Raw genomic sequence first — 19,363 nt, forward strand, 5'->3', positions numbered from 1 at the left:
CGGTGAGCCGTCGATGCTGCTGACCGTGCTGCGGCGCCTCGGGGTGTTCGCCCTGGCGGCCCTGGTGGCGTCGATGGTCGTCTTCGTCCTGCTGGCCGTCCTGCCGGGCGATCCGGCACGGGCCCAGCTCGGCCTCGACGCGACGCCCGACCAGGTCGCGGCGCTGCGGCACCAGCTGGGCCTCGACCGGTCGCTGCCGGCGCAGTACGTCCACTGGCTCGGTCAGCTGGCGACCGGCAGCCTCGGTGTCTCCTACTCCACGCGCGCACCGGTGGGGCCGGAGGTGCTGAACGCCATGCAGGTGTCGCTGCTGCTGGTGCTGGCCGGCATGGTGGTGGCGGCGCTGATCGCCCTGCCGACCGGGCTGCTGGCGGCCGTGCGGCAGGGGCGCGCCGACGGCGCGGCGCTCTCGGCGGCCACCCAGGTGGGCATCTCGGTGCCGAGCTTCCTGGCCGGGCTTCTGCTGGTGACGGTGTTCGCCGTGCGGCTGCACTGGCTGCCGTCCGGCGGGTGGGTGGCGCCGGTGGACGGAGTCGGGGGGTTCCTGCGGCACCTGGTGCTGCCGGCGCTCGCGCTGGGCCTGGTCAGAGGCGCGATCCTGTCCCGCTACCTGCGCTCGGCGCTGCTCGACGTGCAGCGTGAGGACTTCATGCGGACGGCGCGGGCCAAGGGGATGACCCGGTGGCAGGCGCTGCGGCGGCACGGGCTGCGCAACGCCCTGGTGCCGGTGGTGACGGTGACCGGCGTGGAGCTCGCCGGGCTGCTGGTGGGCGCCGTGGTCATCGAGAGCGTGTTCGTCATCCCCGGGCTGGGGTCGTTGCTGCTGCGGTCGGTGGCCAACCGGGACCTGGTGGAGGTGCAGGCCGTGGTCATGGTGGTGGTGCTGCTGGTGCTGGCGCTGAACCTGCTGGTGGACCTGGTGTACGTGCTGGTGGACCCGCGGCTGCGGCGGGCGCGATGAGATCGAACCGGTGGAACGCACCGCTGCTGGTCGGGGCCGTGATGGTCGGCGCCGTCGTCCTGCTCGGGCTGGTGTCCCTCGTCTGGACCCCGCACGACCCGCTGGCCACCGACCCGCTGCACCGCCTGCAGGGGCCCAGCGCGGCGCACTGGCTGGGCACCGACGGCCTGGGGCGCGACGCGGCCAGCATGCTGATCGCGGGCACGCGGGTGCCGCTGCTGGTGGGGCTGGTCGCGGTGCTGATCTCCCTGGTGCTGGGCGTGCCGTTCGGCATCGCCGCGGCGATGACGCGGCAGGGCGGTGCCGGGCTGTGGCTGATGCGGTGGAACGACGTGGTGCAGGCGTTCCCCGCGCTGCTGCTCGCGATCGTGCTCGCGGCGGTCCGCGGGCCGTCGACGTGGACGGCGATGGTGGCGCTGGGGATCGGTGCGGCGCCGGGGTTCGTGCGGGTGACGCGGGCCGCGACGCTGCAGGTGCTCAGCCGGGAGTACGCGCTCGCGGCACGGGCCGCCGGCCGCGGACCGCTGTACACGGCGGTGCGGCACGTGCTGCCGAACGTCCGCAGCATGCTGATCGTGCAGGCGTCGGTCGGCTTCGCCCTCGCGGTGCTCGCCGAGGCCGCGTTGTCCTACCTCGGCCTGGGCACTCCGCCGCCGACGCCGTCGTGGGGTCGGATGCTGCAGGACGCGCAGGCCTTCCTCTACGTGCAGCCCCTGCTGATCGTCTGGCCCGGGGTCGCGATCGCCTGGACGGTGCTGGGTTTCAACCTGCTGGGCGACGGCCTGCGGGACCTGCTCGATCCACGCCTCGAGGCGGCGGCATGAGCGCGTTGCTGCAGGTGAGCAACCTGCGCGTGCACTCCGGACCCCGCGAGCTGCTGCACGGGATCGACCTGCGGGTGGAGCGCGGGGAGCGGGTCGGGCTGATCGGCGAGTCCGGGTCCGGCAAGACGCTGACGCTGCTGGCGCTGATGGGTCTGCTGCCGGAGACGCTGTGCGCGACGGGCGCCGCACGGCTGGACGGCGAGGACCGGGACCTGCTGACGTTGGGGGACCGGGCGTCGGCGCGGCTGCGCGGGCGGCGGATCTCGATGGTGTTCCAGGAGCCCATGACGGCGCTGGACCCGCTGATGCCGGTGGGGCGCCAGGTGGCCGAGATCCTCACGCTGCACGGGTTCGCCGGTGGCGCACGGGCGGCGCGGGCCCGGTCCGTGGAGCTGCTCGACGGCGTGGGCCTGCCGGACCCGGCAGCGGCGGCACGGGCCTACCCGCACCAGCTGTCCGGCGGTCAGCGGCAGCGCGTGATGCTGGCGATGGCGATGGCCAACACGCCGGACCTGCTGCTGGCCGACGAGCCGACCACAGCCCTGGACGTGACGGTGCAGCGGCGCGTGCTCGACCTGATGCGCGAGCAGGTCGCGCGGTCCGGCACGTCGCTGGTCTTCGTCACGCACGACCTGGGGATCGTCGCCGACCTGTGCGACCGGGTGGTGATCCTCCGTGACGGGGCCGTGGTGGAGGAGGGCCCGCTGGACCGGGTGTTCTCGGCGCCGCAGCACCCGTACACGCGGTCGCTGCTGGCGGTGTCCGCCCTGGCGACGGACGCCCGCGGCCGGCTGGTGACGGTGGTGGACCTCGGCGCGGTGGCGCCGGACCGACCCGCGGCAGACGCCGAGACGGAGATGCTCGGCGCGGTCCTGCCGACTGCGCCTGTGGACCGCGGCGCGGGGGCTGTCGTCCTCCCCATGCCTGGCCGCGCCGCTGCACCGGAACCCGGCCGGCACGAGGTGCTGCCCGACCGAGCCGGCCACGTCTTCAACCACCTCCCCGGCGACGACCCGCTGCTGGCGGTCGCGGACCTGCGCCGCATCTACGTCCGCCCGCACCGCATCGGCCGGGCCACGCGCGTGCAGGCCGTCCGCGACGTCTCCTTCGAGGTCCGCGCGGGGCAGCGGTTCGGCGTGGTCGGGGAGTCCGGCAGCGGCAAGTCGACGCTGCTGCGCCTGGTCACGGGCCTGGACCAGGCGACCGCCGGGTCGGTGCGGATCGGCGGGCGCGAGGTGGTCGGAACGCCGGAGCGGTCGCTCGCCTGGCTGCGGCGGACCGCGCAGATCGTGTTCCAGGACCCGATGGGGTCGTTGGACCCGCGGATGCGGATCGCCGAGGTGGTCACCGAACCGCTGCGCGGCGTGGGCGCCGACGAGCGTCGGGCGCGGGCCGCGGAGGTGCTGGACGCCGTCGGGCTGCCGGCTGCCGCGCTCGACCGCTACCCGCACCAGTTCTCCGGCGGGCAGCGGCAGCGCATCGCGATCGCGCGGGCCGTCGTCACCCGCCCCCAGCTCCTGGTGGCGGACGAGGCCGTGTCGTCCCTCGACGTGTCCGTGCGCGCCCAGGTGCTCAACCTGCTGTCCGACCTGGCGGACGAGTACGGGCTGACGCTGCTGTTCGTCTCCCACGACCTGGCGGTCGTCCGCCGCACCTGCGACACGGTCGCGGTGATGAACGAGGGCCGGATCGTCGAGTGCGGCCCGACCGAGCAGGTGTACGAGCACCCGCTGCACCCGTACACCGCCGAGCTGGTCGCCGCCGCGCCGCGGCTGCGGGCCACCGGCGCCTGACCTGCGGCAGCGGTCGTCGCGGTCGCGGCTCGTCCGGGCCGCGCGCACGATGGACGGCATGCCACCCGTCGACGTTCCGACGACGACGCCGTCCACCGGCGTCGCCCCCGCCGTCGAGCCCTCCGCGGGGACGGCACCCTCTCTCGAGCCCTCGTCGGGCGCACCCACACCCTCGGTCGAGCCCTCGTCGGTTGCACCCACGCCCTCCGCCAGCGCCTCGTCGGGCGCCGCACCGACACTCCCGCCCCGGGCAGCCGTGCCCCTGCGCAAGCCGGCACCGCGCGGTCCGATCAGCGCTGCCCTGCTCGCCGCGCTGAGCCGCTCCCCCGGGGACGTCGACCTCGGTCCGCTGCGCGTCGCCGTCGCCGCCCGGCTCGCTGATCCCGCCGACCTGCGCACCGACGAGGACGTCCAGCTCGCCCTGCTCTGCCTGTACGAGCTGCACTACCGCGGCATCGCCGGTGTCGACGACGACTGGGAGTGGGACCCGGACCTGCTGGCCGCCCGCGCCGAGCTCGAGGTGCCGTTCGAGGCCGAGCTGCGCCGCACGGTCCCGGTGCCGGGGTGCGACCGCCGGGACCGGACGGGCGTCGCCGAGCGGCTGTTCGCGATGGCGGCCGCGGACGCCGGGCCGAGCCTGTCGCGGTTCGTCGCCCGGAAGGCGACCGAGCCGCAGCTGCGCGAGCTGCTGGTGCACCGCTCGATCTACCAGCTCAAGGAGGCCGACCCGCACACGTGGGCCATCCCGCGGCTGGCGGGCGGACCCAAGGCGGCGCTGGTGGAGATCCAGGCGGACGAGTACGGCGACGGCGACCCGCACCGCATGCACGCCGAGCTGTTCGCCCTGGCCATGCGGGCGTTCGGGTTGGACGACGCGTACGGCGCCTACGTCGACCACGTGCCCGCGGCGACGCTGGCCTCGCTGAACGCCATGTCGCTGCTCGGGCTGCACCGGCGGTCGCGCGGGGCGATCGTCGGGCACCTGGCGGCCTTCGAGATGACGTCCTCGCTGCCGAACCGGCTGTACGGCAACGGGGTGCGGCGGCTGGGTCACGACGAGGTCGCCGCGACCTGGTACTTCGACGAGCACGTCGCGGCCGACGCGGTGCACGAGCAGATCGCCGGCCGTGACCTCGCCGGCGCCCTGGCCGAGCAGGAGCCGGAGCTGGTGGACGACATCCTGTTCGGCGCCGCCTGCTGCCTCGCGCTCGACGGCGCGGCCGCCGCCCGGATGCTGCAGGCCTGGGACGCCGGCCGGACGTCGCTGCTGCGGCCGTTGCCGTGACGGAGGAGCACCGGTCGACGCCTCCCCACCCGGGGAGCATCGTCGCGTGCCCGGACGGCCCCCTGCTGGTGCGTGGTGACGTCGAGGTGCTCGACGCCGAGGGTCACCCGCTGGACACGAGTCGACGGACGGTCGCGCTGTGCCGCTGCGGAGGTTCGTCGATCAAGCCGTGGTGCGACGGCACCCACAAGGTGAACGGCTTCGCGACCTCGTCGTGACGCGCTTCTCGTGACCCGGACCCGGCGGCCGCTGCCCGCGCGGACGGAGCGGACCGATGCGACGCTGAGGCGATGTCCGTCGTCTCCCGTGACCTGCCCTGCCAGCCCGAGGACGTGCTCCGTGTGCTCGCCGACGGCTGGAGCTACGCCACGTGGGTGGTGGGGACCAGCCGCATCCGCGGTGTCGACGCGGAGTGGCCGGCACCGGGCGCGCGCATCGCGCACTCGGCCGGCCTGTGGCCGATGGTGCTGCAGGACGTCAGCATCAGCCGCCGCTGGGACCCCGAGCGGGGCATCGAGCTGGAGGCGAAGGGCTCGTTCGTCGGCGACGCCAACGTCGCGATCTCCGTGGTGCCGACCGACGGCGGCTGCCGGGTGCGCATCGCGGAGGACGCGGTGCGCGGACCGGCCCGGTTGGTGCCCGAGCCGCTGCGCGACGCGCTGATCTCGTGGCGCAACCGCGAGACGCTCTACCGCCTCGGCGCGCTGGCCTGCCGCCCGTCGACCTGACGCGCCTCCGCCGCCCGTCGAGCGAAGCGGCCGACCCGGCAGCTCAGCGGTCGGGCAGCACCCGGTCCCACGCGGTGCGCACCAGCGCCCGCCGCAGGGCACCCGCCGGACCCGCCTGACCGAGCGCCGCGCGCGCGGCGTTCCAGCCGCAGGCACCGTGCACCCCGCCGCCGGGGTGGGCGCCGGCACTCGCCAGGTACAGGCCGGTCACCGGCGTCTCCGGCCGACCCAGCCCGGTGGTGGGCCGGAACACCAGCTGCTGGTGGATCGACGCCGTGCCGCCGTTGGTCGCCCCGTCGACCAGGTTCGCATCGGCCGCCTCGATGTCCGTCGGGCTCTGCACGTAGCGGCCCACGATGCGCGAGGTGAACCCGGGCGCGGCCCGCTCGACGGCGGCCTCGACCCGTCGCACCTGCGCGTTGACCGCGTCGGCGTCCCAGGTGATGCCGTGCGGCACGTGGGTGTACGCCCACGCCGACTCGGTGCCTGCCGGTGAGCGGCTGGGGTCCGCGGTGGTCATCTGGCCGAACAGCAGGAACGGTCGCTCCGGGATGCGGTCCATCGACAGGTCGGCGGCCATCTGCACGAACCCGTGGTCGTCCACCCCGAGGTGCACGGTGCCGGCGCCGCGCGCACCCTCGGCCGTCCACGGCACCGGCCCGTCCAGCGCCCAGTCCAGCTTGAACGTCGAGTAGTCCCACTGGAACGTCTCCATCCGGCGCTGCAGCGCCGCCGGCACGTCCCGCTGGTGCAGCAGCCGGCCGAACAGCGCGGGCGCCGAGACGTCGGCGAGCACGGCCCGTCGGACACCGACCTCCAGCCCACCGGCGGTCCGCACCCCGACCGCCCGGCCGGCCCGTACCTCGACGTGCGTCACCTGCGCGCCGGTCAGCACCTCGCCGCCGGCCGCCTCGAACCGCCGCCGCATCGCCTCGGCCAGCCGACCGGCACCGCCCTCCGGCACCGGGAACCCGACGTCCTGCCCCAGCATCGCCAGCAACCACCCGTACAGCCCGCTGCCGGCGGCGTCCGGGGGGATGTCCGCGTGCAGCGCGTTACCGGTCAGCAGCAGCCCGCCGCCCTCGCCGCGGAAGGTCTCCTGGCCCAGCCGGCGCACCGGGAGGGCGGCCAGCCGGGCGATCTCCAGGGCGCCCGCCGTCCGGGTGCGGGCCAGGATCCGAGCCAGCGCGCGCACTGGAGGGATCGGTGTGAACAGGGCGTCGAGCAGCGGGTCACGCAGGCGGCGGTAACCGTCCACCAGTCGGCGCCAGGCGTCGCCGTCGCCGTCGGCCCACACGTCGAGCCCGGCCGCGGTCGCGTCGACGTCGTGGTGCAGCACCGCCGACCGGCCGTCGTCCAGCGCGTGCGCCAGCACCGCCGGAGCGTGCAGCCAGCGCAGCCCGTACCGCTCGAGCTCCAGGGCGGTGATCGCCGGCGATGCCGCCGCGAGCGGGTAGAAGGCGCTGAACAGGTCGCTGCGGAAGCCCGGGACCGTCACGTCCCCGCTGCGGACCGCACCGCCTACCTCGTCGTTCGCCTCGAGCAGCAGCACGTCCCAGCCGGCGTCGGCCAGCGCGTTGGCCGCGACCAGGCCGTTGGGACCGGCCCCGACGACGACGGCGTCCACGGTGCGGCGCATGGGGCTCCCCGGGGTCGACGATGTCCGTTCGAGCATCGCAGCGCCCGCCCGGCCCTGCCATCCGGGGTCGTGGTGCGCCGAGCCGCGCGCGCCCCACCAGCCAGGGTGTGCGGGGCGGCCGACGGGTGTCGCGGAGCCGGGTCAGGCGCGGCCGCGCCGCGCGCGGAACTCGTCGGCAAGCTGCCGCGCCTGCAGGCTGATGAGGGCGCGGTAGTACTCGAACAGGAGGGCGACACGTTCGGGTGGCACGTCCGCGTCGGCGTCCCGTGCCGCGAGCCAGTCGTACTTGGCCGCGTGGATCTCGTCGTCGGAGATGAACAACGGCGGGTTCACCGCCATCGAGTGCTCGTCGCCCGCGTCCATCCTCGGAGTCTTGCGGTGCGGCCCGGCGAGCGTGGCGGGCCCGGAGTCTTCACCCGCTGTGACCTGCGGTCCGAGGTGGAGTCACGGTCGACCGATTCGGCGGCACCTGTCCGAGTTGCCGTCCCTCGGGCAGGTGGCGCATCGGTCGCGCCGCTGTCACGACGGGTAGTGGGACTTCACCCGCGGCAGGCGTAGCCGCGCCGCGGACAGCCGTGCAGGGCAGTGGCGCCGGCGCTGTGCCGCGCGGGAATCGGCGCGGTCGGGTGCCCGTTGAGCGGTGGGGCGCAGCCACACGGTGAGCAGTGCGGGCGCACCAGAGGGGACAAGGGACACGGATGACGAAGACGGCGGGCACGACAGGCGGCACCCTCCGCTGGCAGGACCCGCGGGAGCTGACGGACGTCGGCGTGCTCCTGACGAACGGCCGACTCGCCCCCCGACGGTTCGCCAGCCTCGCGGAGGCGCAGGCGTGGGCTCGGCCGGACGCCGGGGAGCAGGTGGTGGAGCTCAACACGGTCTGCCAGTGCGATCTGTGACCGGCGGTGTCTGAGGGGCTGGACCAGCCGCCAGCCGTGCCCGGCACCGCCGCCTAGGCTGGACGGATGCTGACGCGTCGCCCTGTCGTCGCCGTGCGCGGGCTCGCGGTGCTGGCGGCCGTCGCGGTGGCGGCCGTGCTGGTCGCGGTCTCGTTCAGCGGGGCCGCGGCGGCCACCGCGCTGGCAGATCCCGGTGCGGCGGTCCGCTGGGGGCTGCCTGTGGTGGACGTGCTGACCGACCTGGCGCTGGCGGTGACGCTCGGGTCGCTCGCGCTGGTGATCGGCATCGTCCCGCGGCGGGCGGCGGTGGAGGCGCACCCGGAGCGGCGGGGGACAGCGGGCGGTGCCGGTGGCGCGGCGGCGGTCGGTGCCGCGTGGCCGGCCGGGACGACGGTGGCCGCGGTGGCCGCCGGCGTGTGGACGGTGCTGGCCGTGGTCCGCGTGGTGCTGACGTACGCGCAGGTGTCGGGAAGCCCGGTGGACCTCGGCTCGTCGGGCGCGCAGCTGTGGCTGTTCGTCACGCAGGTGGACCTGGGACGGGCCTACGCGGGCATCGCCCTGGTGGCCGCGGCGGTCACGGCCCTGTCCCTGGTGGTCGGCACCCCGACCGGCGCCGGCTGGACCGGTGCGCTGGCGCTCGTCGCGCTGTGGATGCAGTCCGGCACCGGCCACGCGTCCGGCGCCGCGCACCACGAGGTGGCCACCGAGGCGCTGCTGCTGCACCTGCTCGGTGCCGCCGTCTGGATCGGGGCGCTCGCGGCCCTCGCGCTGCTCGCCCGCCGGCTCGGCACCGACCTGCCCGCGGCGGTGCGCCGCTACTCGGTCGTCGCCGGCTGGTGCCTGGCGGCCGTGGGGGTGTCGGGCCTGGTCAACGGGTTCATCCGGGTGGGCGGCTGGTCCGACCTGGGCACCCGGTACGGCCTGTTGCTGATCACCAAGGCGGTGCTGCTGGCCGCGCTCGGCGCGCTCGGGCTGGCGCACCGTCGGGCGACCATCCCGCGGCTGAGCGCCGGTGCCGGCGTCGCCTTCGCTCGGCTGGTGCTGGTCGAGCTGGCCGTGATGGGGGCCGTGTCCGGCGTCGCCGTGGCGCTGTCGTCGTCCGCACCGCCCGTTCCCAACGTCCCGGTGGCGGACACGTCGCCCGCGTTCCGCGTGATCGGCCACTCGCTCCCGCCGGAGCTGACGGGCGCCCGCTGGTTCACCGTCTGGAACTGGGACGTGGTGATGGCCACCGCCGCGGCCGCCGGCCTGGTGGTGTACCTGCGCTGGGTGTGGCGGCTGCGCCGGCGCGGCGACCGCTGGCCGGTGGGCCGGACCGCTGCGTGGGTCACGGCGATGGTCGTCTTCGTCTGGACGACGTCGGGCGGCCCCAACGCCTACGGGCACGTGCTGTTCAGCGCGCACATGGTGCAGCACATGATCCTGGCGACGGTGATCCCGGTGTTCCTGGCCCTGTCCGCGCCGGTGTCGCTGGCCCTGCGCGCGCTGCCGGCCCGGTCCACCCGCCTCGCCGGCGACACCTCCCGCGGTCCGCGCGAGTGGATCCTGGTGCTGGTGCACAGCCGGGTCGGCCGGTTCTTCGCCAACCCCGTGGTGGCGGCCGCGAACTTCGTCGCCTCGATGATCGTCTTCTACTACAGCGGCGTGTTCGAGTGGTCGCTGCGGACCACCGAGGGCCACCTGTTCATGGTGGTGCACTTCTCGCTGGTCGGGTACCTGTTCGCCAACGCGCTGATCGGCGTGGACCCCGGTCCGCAGCGTCCCGGCTACCCGCAGCGGCTGCTGCTGCTGTTCGCGACGATGGGGTTCCACGCCTTCTTCGGCATCTCGCTGATGAGCGGTGAGGGGCTGCTGGTGGCCGACTGGTTCGGCCTGCTCGGCCGTCCGTGGGGACCCAGTGCGATCGCCGACCAGCAGGCAGGCGGCGGCATCGCGTGGGGGATCGGCGAGCTGCCCACGTTGGCGCTGGCCATCGCGGTGGCGGTCGCCTGGGCGCGGGACGACGAGCGGCTGGCCCGGCGCCGCGACCGGCAGGTGGACCGGACCGGCGACACCGAGATGGACGAGTACAACGCGATGCTCGCGCGGCTGGCGGGGCGCGACGCCCGTCAGCGGCCGGCGACGCGCGACGACGAGCCGCGGCACGACGAGCCTCACGATGCACCGCACGACGCACCGCAGCACCAGCCGCACGACGCACCGCAGGGGGAGACAGGCCGATGACCTCGCAGACCGGCAACCAGCTCGGTGACCTGGACGAGTACGTGGCGCTGCCCAGGCTGTCCGGCCTGCGCCTCTCGCCGGACGGCACGCGCCTGGTCACGGCCGTCGCCACCCTGGACACCAAGGGCACCCGGTACGTCACCGCCCTGTGGGAGGTCGACCCGACCGGCGCCCGCCCGGCCCGGCGCCTGACCCGCAGCGGTCGCGGCGAGTCCAGTGCGGCGTTCACCCCGGAGGGCGACCTGCTGTTCACCTCCGCACGGCCGGACCCGGACGCCGAGCCCGGCAAGGACGGGTCCGACGACGACGTCGCGGCGCTGTGGCTGCTGCCGCGCGACGGTGCCGAGGCCCGCGTGGTGGCCCACCGGCACTCCGGCCTGGGCGACGTGCACGTCGCGGCCGACGCCGGGGTGCTGCTGGTCGCGTCCGACGTGCTGCCGACGGCACAGGACGCCGCCGACGACGAGAAGCTGCGCACCGAGCGCAAGGACGCCAAGGTCGGCGCGATCCTGCACGACTCGTACCCGGTCCGGTACTGGGACCACGACCTCGGCCCGCAGTCGCCGCACTGGTTCGTCGGACGCATCACGCCGGGGCTGGTCGCGCCCGCCGCCGGCGTCGCCGAGCCGCGCGTGGAGCTGACGGACGTCACGCCGGGTGCCCGGGCGGCGCTCGTCGAGCAGCACGGGGACGTCACGCCGGACGGCGGCACGGTGGTCACCACCTGGGCGGTGCCGGGACGCGCGGCGGAGGTCCGGACGCAGCTGGTGGCGATCGACGTCGCCTCCGGTGAGCGCCGGGTGCTGGTGGCCGACGAGGGCTTCGACGTGCTCGACCCCATGGTGTCGCCCGACGGCGGGTGGGTGGCCTTCACCCGCGAGACGATCTCGACGCCGCAGCGGGCGCCACGCGTGGACCTCGCCGTGGTGCCGGTGGCGGGTGGCCCGGTGCGGGCGCTCACCGACGGCTGGGACCGGTGGCCGTCGGGTGCGGTGTGGCTGCCGGGGTCGGACGGGCTGCTGGTGGTGGCCGACGACGACGGTCGCGCGCCCGTGTTCCACGTCGACCTGGCGTCCGGCGCGGTGCGTCGCGTGACGTCGGACGACGCGGCCTTCAGCGACCTGCAGGTGGCGCCCGACGGTGCGACGGCCTACGCGCTGCGCTCGTCGTACACGGCCCCGCCGCACGCCGTCCGCATCGACCTGGCCGGGGCCGCCACCACCGGCGCCCCGGTCACGGCGGACCCGCTGCCCGGCCCGGCACCGCTGCCGGAGCTGCCCGGCCGCCTCGAGGAGGTCCGCGTCGCCGCCGCCGACGGCACGCCGCTGCGCGCCTGGCTGGCCCTGCCGCACACCGCGGGCCCCGACCGGCCGGCACCCCTGCTGCTGTGGATCCACGGCGGTCCGCTCGGGTCGTGGAACGCGTGGTCCTGGCGCTGGAACCCGTGGCTGCTGGTCGCACGCGGCTACGCGGTGGTGCTGCCCGACCCGGGGCTGTCCACCGGCTACGGGCAGGAGTTCGTGCAGCGTGGCTGGGGTGCCTGGGGTGCCGAGCCGTTCACCGACCTGATGACCGTCACCGACGCGGTGGTGGCGCGTCCCGATGTGGACGGCGACCGGACCGCCGCGATGGGTGGGTCGTTCGGCGGCTACATGGCCAACTGGGTGGCCGGGCACACCGACCGGTTCCGGGCGATCGTCAGCCACGCCGGGCTGTGGGCGCTCGACCAGTTCGGCCCCACCACCGACGCCGCGTACTACTGGCAGCGCGAGATGACCGCGCAGATGACGGCGGACAACTCGCCGCACGCGTCCGTCGGCGCGATCACCACGCCGATGCTGGTGATCCACGGCGACAAGGACTACCGCGTGCCGGTCGGCGAGGCGCTGCGCCTCTGGTACCAGCTGCTGTCGTCGTCGGCCCTCGCCACGGACGACGAGGGCCGCACGCCGCACCGGTTCCTCTACTTCCCGGACGAGAACCACTGGGTGCTGTCGCCGCGCAACGCGACGGTCTGGTACGGCACGGTGCTGGCGTTCCTCTCCGAGCACGTCCTCGGAGAGCCGGTCCCGTACCCCCGCCTGCTCGGCTGACCCTTCGGCGCCGGTGCCCGCCGCCCGCCCGCGCTCGGCGTGCGGGCCCTCCGACCTCGGGTGACACTGGCAACGCCCGGGCCAGACCCGGACGAGGAGAAGGAGCGCACATGTACATCGGAGGCGGCATCACGCTGCTGGTGATCGGCGCGATCCTGTCGTTCGGCGTCCGGGACAGCATCTCCGGCGTGAACCTCACGGTGATCGGCTACATCCTGATGGCGGCCGGCGTCCTGGCGATCATCCTGTCGATCATCTTCAACGCCCAGCGCACCAACACCACGCACCGCGAGGTGATCGAGCGGCACGACGACCGTCCGCTGCCGCCCGTCTGACCAGGGCGCCCGGCCGGCCCGTCCGGCCAGCACGGCGCCGGCGGCCCGTCTGACAGCACGGCACCGGCGGCCCGTCGATATGACCTCGCTCGGGGCATTCGACGGTTCCGCCGGGCCGCCGGGGCGGGTGACATCGCCCGGACCTCACCCGGTGGCCCCTCGTGAGCGGTCTTCGGCACCCGCGATCATGGACACGTGGTCCACTGGCTCACCGCCGAGGACGCGCGCGAGCAGGGTTCGCCCGCCGCGCGTGCCGGCGGTGTGCCCGAGCTCGCCACGGCCGCGAAGCGGCTGGGCTACGCCGCGAGCCTGGAGGAGGTCGGCACCGTCGCGACGGTGTGCGCCAAGGAGGTCCTCGCCGCCCAGCACGCCGCGCTGCTCCGCATCGAGCAGCGGACGTGCCGTGTGCTGGCCGTCGCGCCCGGTCCGCGCGACACCCGCGAGATCGACATGTCGCGCGCCGAGTTCCGGGCCGAGGACCGGCCGGCGCTGAACAGCCTGATCCGGGACCGTCTGCCGTGGGTGGCCAGCGCGTACGACGAGGACGGCACCCTGCTCCCGCCCGGCGATCCGCGCGCGGGGGACGAGGTGGAGGTGGAGACGCTGATCGCGCTCGGCGCCGCCGCCGCGATGGCCGTGCCTGTCGAGGTGAACGGGACCGTGTGGGGCGAGGTGTACATCACCCGGAACGCCCCCGGTGAGCGCTTCGGGCCGACCGAGCTGGCGGCGGCGACCGTGCTGGCCGGCCTGGTCGGGGGTGCGGTCGCGCGGGTCGACCTCGAGGCGCAGGTGCGGCACCTGGTCGCCGACGACCCGCTGACGGGCCTGGTCAACCGGCGGATCGCCGACGCAGCCGCCGAGCACGCGCTGGCATCGGGCGGCGAGACGTGCATCGTCATGTGCGACGTGGACGGCCTCAAGCGCGTCAACGACGAGCTGGGCCACGACGCGGGTGACGATCTGCTCCGGGCGGTGGCCGACGTGCTGCGCCGCATCTCGGAAGCGTTGCCCGGTGCGACCGCCGCGCGGCTCGGTGGTGACGAGTTCTGCGTGATCACGTCCGGCCACCCGCTGGCGACGGTCCGCGAGGTGACCGCCCGCACGGTCGACACGTTCCCGCTGCCGCACGCCGCGTCCCTGTCGTTCGGCATCTCGTCCACCGCGATCGCGGGTGCGGTGCCGGCCAGCCAGCTGTTCCGCCGTGCCGACCAGGCGCAGTACCGCGCCAAGCGGGCGCACGCACGGTTGCGGGCGGCGGCCGGACCGGTGACCGCCGACCCCGCGGTGACGGCGGAGCGCCTGGTGGTCAGCGTGTCGGCGGCGCTGGTGGACGTGCGGGGCGGGCCGGTGGCCCGGCTGTGCGCGCTGGCGGCCGCGGCGGCGGACACCCTCGGCGCCGGCGAGTGGGCCGTCCTGCGGCGGCGGGACGACGACGAGCAGGCCGACACGGTGGCCCGCGGTGGTGACGACGGCAGCAGGGGCGAGCACGTCCGTCTCGAGGCGGCGTACGGCACGTGGCTGATCGAGGTGTCCGCGTCGGCGACCGCCGCGGTCGCCGAGCCGGTGCCGACCACGCTGACGGCCCTGACGGCGCTCGCGGTGGTCGGCGCCGCCTGACGGCCGTCCCCGGAGCGCCGGCCCTCAGCCCAGCAGCGGCAGCGTCAGCACGTCGGGCGCACCGGCCTCGAGCCGCACCGGCACGCCCCAGTCCTGGCTGGCCAGGTGGCACGCCGGGTACTCGATCGCCGGGTCGGCATCGCACGACGCGGCCTGCGCGGTCACGTGCAGCACACCCTCGCCGACGGCGGGGTCGAGGGTGAGCACCCTGGTCAGCGGCACGTCGTCGCCGGCGCCGTCGAACAGCAGCCCGGCGGGGGACGACGACACGCGCAGCCGCGTCGACGGCCCGTACCGGTCGTCCTGCTTCTGGCCCGGCGCCGGGGTGAAGACGACGTCCAGCCGCACCTGTCCCGGCGCGAGGACGGTGACGGGCCGCTGGGTGCGGTGCGCACCGTCGTCGACCCGTCTGCCGACCCCCGCCGGCAGCGGCACGCGGACCAGCCGGTGGGCGGCGGACTCGACCACCAGCACCTGCGGTGCCGAAGGGTCGTCGGTCAGCACGACGAGCCCGCTCGGCTCGGCCAGTCCCGTGGCGACGGTGCTGACCTCCTCGGTGACGGGGTCGTACCGGCGGACCGCGCCGTTGTAGGTGTCGGCGACCAGCACCGTGCCGTCCGGCAGCGCGGCGACGCCGAGCGGGTGCTGCAGTCGCGCCTGCGCGGCGGGGCCGTCCACGTGACCGAAGTCGAACAGCCCCTCGCCGACCAGCGTGCGGACCCTGCCGCCTCGATCCGACGAGCCGGTGGAGTCGTCGCCCGCCTCGGCGGCCGTCTGGTCGTCTGCGGTCTCGACCACGCGCAGCGCCGAGGTCTCGGAGTCCGCGACCCAGAGCCGTCCGCCCTCGTCCACTGCCAGGCCTGAGGGCTGGGCGAACCACGCCTCGCGCGCGGGCCCGTCCAGCAGCCCCTCGGTCATGGTGCCCGCGGCGTGCCGCACCGTCCCTGCGACCGGGTCGAACGCCCAGAGGGTGTGGTGCCCCGCCATCGCCACGGCGAACGCCTGCCACGGCTCGAACCAAACGACGTCCCACGGCGACGACAGCCGCACGCCCGTCGCCGGCCCGTCGTACCCGACACCCCGACGGTCCGCCGGGGTAACCGCGCTGGCCGCGGAGTCGCCCGCGCCGACCGCCGAGTCCACCACGTTGTCCGGGGCGCCGACCAGGAACTGCGTCCCGGTACCGGCCACCGTGGTCACGGTCCCGTCCGACAGTCGCACACCGCGCAGCACGTGGTTCGCGGTGTCGGCCACCAGCACGTCCCAGCCGACCGTCGCTCGCAGACCCTCCGGCAGCAGGGCCAGCCCGTTCGGCTCGGCGAACCGCGCCTCGTCGGGACCCCCGTCCACCAGTCCGCGCGTCCCCGCGCCGATCCGCCGCACCAGCGTCTCGCCGTCCGCCTCGAGCTCCGCGAGCCCGTGGTGCCCGGCGTCGGCCACCAGCAGGTGCCCGTCCGGGAGCACGATCGCGCGCGCCGGGAACCGCAGCGTCCCGGGCTCCGGCTCGGGGATCACCACCGGCCCGTCGCCGCGGCGCAGCGTCCCCTTCGCCTCGTGCTCGGCCACCAGTTCGCCGACCAGCGCCTCGAGGTTGTGCGCGTGACCCTCGCCGGCCAGCTGCGCGACGACGTACCCCTCGGGGTCGATCACCACCAGCGTCGGCCAGGCGCGGGCCGTGTACGCCTGCCAGGTCACCAGCTGCGGGTCGTCCAGCACCGGGTGGTGCACCTCGTACCGCTGCACGGCGGCGGCGAGGGCGACCGGATCGGCCTCGTGCACGAACTTCGGCGAGTGCACCCCGACGACCACCAGCACGTCGGAGAACCGCGCCTCGAGGTCCCGCAGCTCGTCCAGGACGTGCAGGCAGTTGATGCAGCAGAACGTCCAGAAGTCGAGCACCACCACCTTCCCCCGCAGGTCCGCGAGGGTGACCGTCCGCCCACCCGTGTTCAACCACCCGCGCCCGACGAGCTCGGACGCACGGACACGGGGCAGACGGGCGGTGCTGGTGCTCACGGCACAAGTCAACAGGACGCCGCGACGTCCTCATCCCCCGCCCAAGAGCACGGCCCGCGCCGCGGTCCGGGGGGCGGTCGACGTCAAGTACCGGGAGGACGAGGACAAGCCTCGGCACCCCTTCTCCGGTCAGCTCGTCGCGCGCATGACGGACGGCCGCGCTGTCCGCTACAACGGGCGCGCAGCGGAGCACCTGCGGGCCCTCGCTGAGCAGATTATGGGCTCCCGTGTCCGCGCTGCCAGCGGTGGCCCGATCGCCTACCTGGAGCCCGTCCAGGCTGCCGACTGACACCCGGTGGCACGCCTACCCGGGTTAGCGGTTTGCCCTGGACAATTGTCCAGGGTCCCTATGTCCCTGACGTCAGGGCCTGACAATAGGTTGTCGACCAGCTCGGCCGTGCAAACCATGCCCAGATGCGCTCCGACGTCCTAGGCTGATCGCCATGGGTCTGTCGCGGTGGAGCTGGCGTTTTCTGCCGGCGTGGACGTTCCTCCTAGGACTGCTGGTCGGAGGGTTGCCGGGTGGCCTACTGAGGCTTTCAAACCTCGGCGTCGTGCTGCTGTACGTCGCTCTGACCGCCGCTGTGTGGGTGCCACTCGAGCTGTATGCCCGCAAACGTGAGCGTGAGGAACAGCGCGTACAACCTGGCTCTCCGCACCCTCAGTAATTCGTGTGACGGGCGTCACACGAATTACTGCCACCGCCCGGCCTGGCATTAGAGAAGTGTGTGCCCTGAACGATCCGCAGGGGGCGGGTCCGTGCATGGGGGGAATTCATGGGAATCAAGGCACTTTCTCATGCTCTCGTCGCGACGCTCGTGAGCGCCGCACTGGTGGTCGCTGGGACTACGACCGCCCAAGCCGCGCCGCCGCCGACACCTGGTGACGCTGTGGCCTCGTCAACAACCACCGCCGGCCTGATACCGGTCAAGGCCATCACCGACCAGGGGTACTCCCTGGCGGAAGTCGAGGCGGCGATCGCCAACAGCCCCTACCTGAGCCTGGGGCAGGCCCCGGTGGTCACCGGTCACGGGGGCATCACCCCGCAGGGAGTCACCTTCGGCGCGTACATCTACGTCCGATGCTCCCAGCGGGTCGCCAAGGCGCTTCAGGTAGCCGACGTCGCGACCGTCATCGCCATCTTGGGCCTGGCGACCGGTGGCATCGGGCTCGTCATCGCCACGGCGGTCTTCACGTTCATGGGGTCGATTAACGACGACTACCTGAACCAGTGCGCGAACTGGGAGTTCCGCTTCACGTACCCGACGCCGTGGAGCGGCAGCCAGCTCGCGAGCGCGAGCTGCTACTACCCGTGATCGTCGGCAGCAACTGAGGAGCGGACGCCGGCGGCCACCCAGTGGCCCGCCGGCGTCCGTGCGTCTGCTCGACGCGAGTGTCGGCTGAGCACGATGACGCGCCGGTAATCGCTGGTACCGCGCAGGCCGGTGCGACCGGCGCCAGTTCCCACCGCCCGGTGCCGGACGGCGTCTAGCGGGCACGAACGCCGGCAGCGGCCCGGCCCTGTGACGCGCGCCGTAGGTGTGCCTACACTCGCCCCGCCGACGACGAGGTCGAGGAGGCGGTGTGGCCCGACGCGCAGCGGGTGCCGACCCGAGCCGGTCCCAGCCCCCGAACGAGACGAGCCGGTCCACCGCGGCCGAGCCGACGTCGAGGCTGCGCGATGCGCACGAGCGGTTCGTCAGCACCGGAAGCGCACCGGCCCGGCTGGTGCGACGGGTCGTCGTCGACTCGTGGCGGCGCAGCGCACGCATCGGCATCGACCCGGACCGGGTCAGCGCGCCGGTGGACCTGTCGGACCCCGAGCTCGCGGCGGTCCGTCGGTCCCATCCGTTGGCCGCCGGCATCCCGACGGCCCGCCGGCTGCTGCTGCAGCCGGACGCCGGCTGGGTCGCGGCACTGACCGACCACACGGGTCGGCTGCTGTGGGTCGAAGGGGACCGGTCCGTGCGGCGGTCGATCGAGCAGATCGGGTTCGTCGAGGGCGGGGTGTGGCGGGAGGACACCGCCGGCACCAACGCGCCCGGCACCGCCCTGGCCACCGATGCCGAGGTGCAGGTGGTCGGTGCCGAGCACTGGGCGCGGTCGGTGCACCCCTGGAGCTGTGCGGCGGCGCCGGTGCACGCGCCCGACGGCCGGGTGGTCGGCGTGCTGGACGTCACCGGGGGGCCGGCGGCCGGCACGCCGATGGCGATGTCCCTGGTCAGGGCGACGGCGGCGGTGCTGGAGGCGGGGCTGGCGATGCCCTCCGCCGGGCCGGTCGGCACCGAGGGACCGCACCCGGTGGACGTGCACGAGCCGCGGCTGCAGGTGCTCGGCGCCCACGCCGGGGTGCTGCACCTGCCCGTCGACGCCGGCGGTGGCCGGGTGCGGCTGTCCCGCCGGCACACCGAGATCCTGCTGCTGCTCGCCGAGCACCCCGCCGGCCTGTCAGGGGACGAGCTGGCGGTCCTGCTGTCCGACGACGAGCTGTCGGACGTCACCGTCCGCGCCGAGGTGTCGCGGCTGCGCCGTGCCGTCGGACCGCTGCTCTCCGAGTCGCGCCCGTACCGGCTGACCCGCGCCCTGCGCACCGACGCCGACACGGTGCGGGACGCGCTGGCGCTCGGCGACACCGCCGCCGCGCTCACCGCCTACGCCGGGCCGGTGCTGCCACGGTCCGAGGCGCCCGGTGTCGACCGGGTGCGCACCGACCTGTGCACCGACGTCCGGGCGGCGGTGCTCGCCTCGCGGGACGCCGAGCTGCTGTGCCGGTGGGTGGCGTCCGACGAGGGCGCCGACGACTGGGCCGCCTGGCGCGCGCTCGCGGCGTGCACCCCCTCGGGCTCGGCGGCGCACCTGCGTGCCGTCGCGCGGCTGCACGCCGTCGAGCAGCGCCTCGGCTGACGGTCGCTCGGTCGGCACCTGTCGCAGCGCGCCGGACCCGTGGTGT

General features: G+C 74.8%; 17 protein-coding genes. 14 read left to right on the forward strand and 3 right to left on the reverse strand.

All coding sequences use genetic code 11. The features are described from left to right. The first annotated feature begins 13 nt into the window (after positions 1-13). From N0B34_RS13560 to N0B34_RS13585, 6 genes are all read left to right on the forward strand, one after another. Positions 14-961, forward strand: coding sequence for an ABC transporter permease (locus tag N0B34_RS13560; RefSeq protein ID WP_263731938.1), 948 nt, complete (start codon positions 14-16; stop codon positions 959-961). Continuing rightward, positions 958-1,785, forward strand: coding sequence for an ABC transporter permease (locus N0B34_RS13565; RefSeq protein ID WP_263731939.1), 828 nt, complete (start codon positions 958-960; stop codon positions 1,783-1,785). Before N0B34_RS13560 ends, N0B34_RS13565 begins: the two co-directional genes overlap by 4 nt. Beyond that, complete coding sequence (locus N0B34_RS13570) at positions 1,782-3,578, forward strand: dipeptide ABC transporter ATP-binding protein (RefSeq protein ID WP_263731940.1); 1,797 nt, start codon at positions 1,782-1,784, stop codon at positions 3,576-3,578. The genes N0B34_RS13565 and N0B34_RS13570 overlap by 4 nt, the downstream gene beginning before the upstream one ends. Before the next feature lie 262 nt (positions 3,579-3,840). Further along, positions 3,841-4,863 carry an iron-containing redox enzyme family protein gene (locus tag N0B34_RS13575; protein WP_263732064.1) on the forward strand — a complete coding sequence of 341 codons (1,023 nt, stop codon included), beginning with the start codon at positions 3,841-3,843 and terminating at the stop codon, positions 4,861-4,863. Continuing rightward, entirely contained in the window at positions 4,860-5,081 is a 222-nt protein-coding gene (locus N0B34_RS13580) for a CDGSH iron-sulfur domain-containing protein (protein ID WP_263731941.1), read from the forward strand. Before N0B34_RS13575 ends, N0B34_RS13580 begins: the two co-directional genes overlap by 4 nt. Before the next feature lie 72 nt (positions 5,082-5,153). After that, positions 5,154-5,591: an SRPBCC family protein gene (locus N0B34_RS13585; protein ID WP_263731942.1), complete on the forward strand. Its 438-nt coding sequence runs from the start codon at positions 5,154-5,156 to the stop codon at positions 5,589-5,591. Positions 5,592-5,634: 43 nt separating this feature from the next. On the opposite strand, the gene N0B34_RS13590 is transcribed toward N0B34_RS13585, so the two are convergent. Together N0B34_RS13590 and N0B34_RS13595 are read right to left on the reverse strand one after the other, a co-directional pair. Further along, entirely contained in the window at positions 5,635-7,230 is a 1,596-nt protein-coding gene (locus N0B34_RS13590; protein ID WP_263731943.1) for a phytoene desaturase family protein, read from the reverse strand. A gap of 141 nt (positions 7,231-7,371) precedes the next feature. Beyond that, positions 7,372-7,593 (reverse strand): hypothetical protein, encoded by a 222-nt coding sequence (locus N0B34_RS13595; RefSeq protein WP_263731944.1) that lies wholly within the window; start codon positions 7,591-7,593, stop codon positions 7,372-7,374. A 335-nt stretch (positions 7,594-7,928) separates the two neighbouring features. Here N0B34_RS13595 and N0B34_RS13600 point away from each other — a divergent pair, with 335 nt between their 5' ends. From N0B34_RS13600 to N0B34_RS13620, 5 genes are all read left to right on the forward strand, one after another. Beyond that, complete coding sequence (locus tag N0B34_RS13600) at positions 7,929-8,129, forward strand: hypothetical protein (RefSeq protein ID WP_263731945.1); 201 nt, start codon at positions 7,929-7,931, stop codon at positions 8,127-8,129. A 66-nt stretch (positions 8,130-8,195) separates the two neighbouring features. Beyond that, positions 8,196-10,352 (forward strand): bifunctional copper resistance protein CopD/cytochrome c oxidase assembly protein, encoded by a 2,157-nt coding sequence (locus N0B34_RS13605; RefSeq protein WP_263731946.1) that lies wholly within the window; start codon positions 8,196-8,198, stop codon positions 10,350-10,352. After that, complete coding sequence (locus N0B34_RS13610; protein ID WP_263731947.1) at positions 10,349-12,445, forward strand: alpha/beta hydrolase family protein; 2,097 nt, start codon at positions 10,349-10,351, stop codon at positions 12,443-12,445. Before N0B34_RS13605 ends, N0B34_RS13610 begins: the two co-directional genes overlap by 4 nt. A 110-nt stretch (positions 12,446-12,555) precedes the next feature. Next, positions 12,556-12,780, forward strand: a complete 225-nt coding sequence (locus N0B34_RS13615; RefSeq protein ID WP_263731948.1) for a DUF6458 family protein — start codon at positions 12,556-12,558, stop codon at positions 12,778-12,780. 195 nt (positions 12,781-12,975) lie between these two features. Then, positions 12,976-14,397, forward strand: a complete 1,422-nt coding sequence (locus N0B34_RS13620; protein WP_263731949.1) for a sensor domain-containing diguanylate cyclase — start codon at positions 12,976-12,978, stop codon at positions 14,395-14,397. Between the two features lie 24 nt (positions 14,398-14,421). Here N0B34_RS13620 and N0B34_RS13625 read toward each other — a convergent pair whose 3' ends face one another. Continuing rightward, positions 14,422-16,413 (reverse strand): NHL domain-containing thioredoxin family protein, encoded by a 1,992-nt coding sequence (locus tag N0B34_RS13625; RefSeq protein WP_263731950.1) that lies wholly within the window; start codon positions 16,411-16,413, stop codon positions 14,422-14,424. Here N0B34_RS13625 and N0B34_RS13630 point away from each other — a divergent pair. The 3 genes from N0B34_RS13630 to N0B34_RS13640 all read left to right on the forward strand — a co-directional run bounded on the left by N0B34_RS13630 (position 16,406) and on the right by N0B34_RS13640 (position 19,317). Further along, entirely contained in the window at positions 16,406-16,702 is a 297-nt protein-coding gene (locus N0B34_RS13630; RefSeq protein ID WP_263731951.1) for a hypothetical protein, read from the forward strand. The two genes, N0B34_RS13625 and N0B34_RS13630, sit on opposite strands and share 8 nt — an antisense overlap. A gap of 601 nt (positions 16,703-17,303) precedes the next feature. After that, positions 17,304-17,729 carry a hypothetical protein gene (locus N0B34_RS13635; RefSeq protein WP_263731952.1) on the forward strand — a complete coding sequence of 142 codons (426 nt, stop codon included), beginning with the start codon at positions 17,304-17,306 and terminating at the stop codon, positions 17,727-17,729. A gap of 268 nt (positions 17,730-17,997) precedes the next feature. Further along, on the forward strand, positions 17,998-19,317 hold the full coding sequence (locus tag N0B34_RS13640) for a helix-turn-helix domain-containing protein (protein WP_263731953.1): 1,320 nt from the start codon (positions 17,998-18,000) through the stop codon (positions 19,315-19,317). Positions 19,318-19,363: the final 46 nt, after the last annotated feature.

The organism is Cellulomonas sp. SG140 (assembly GCF_025770785.1).
Classification (GTDB): domain Bacteria; phylum Actinomycetota; class Actinomycetes; order Actinomycetales; family Cellulomonadaceae; genus Cellulomonas.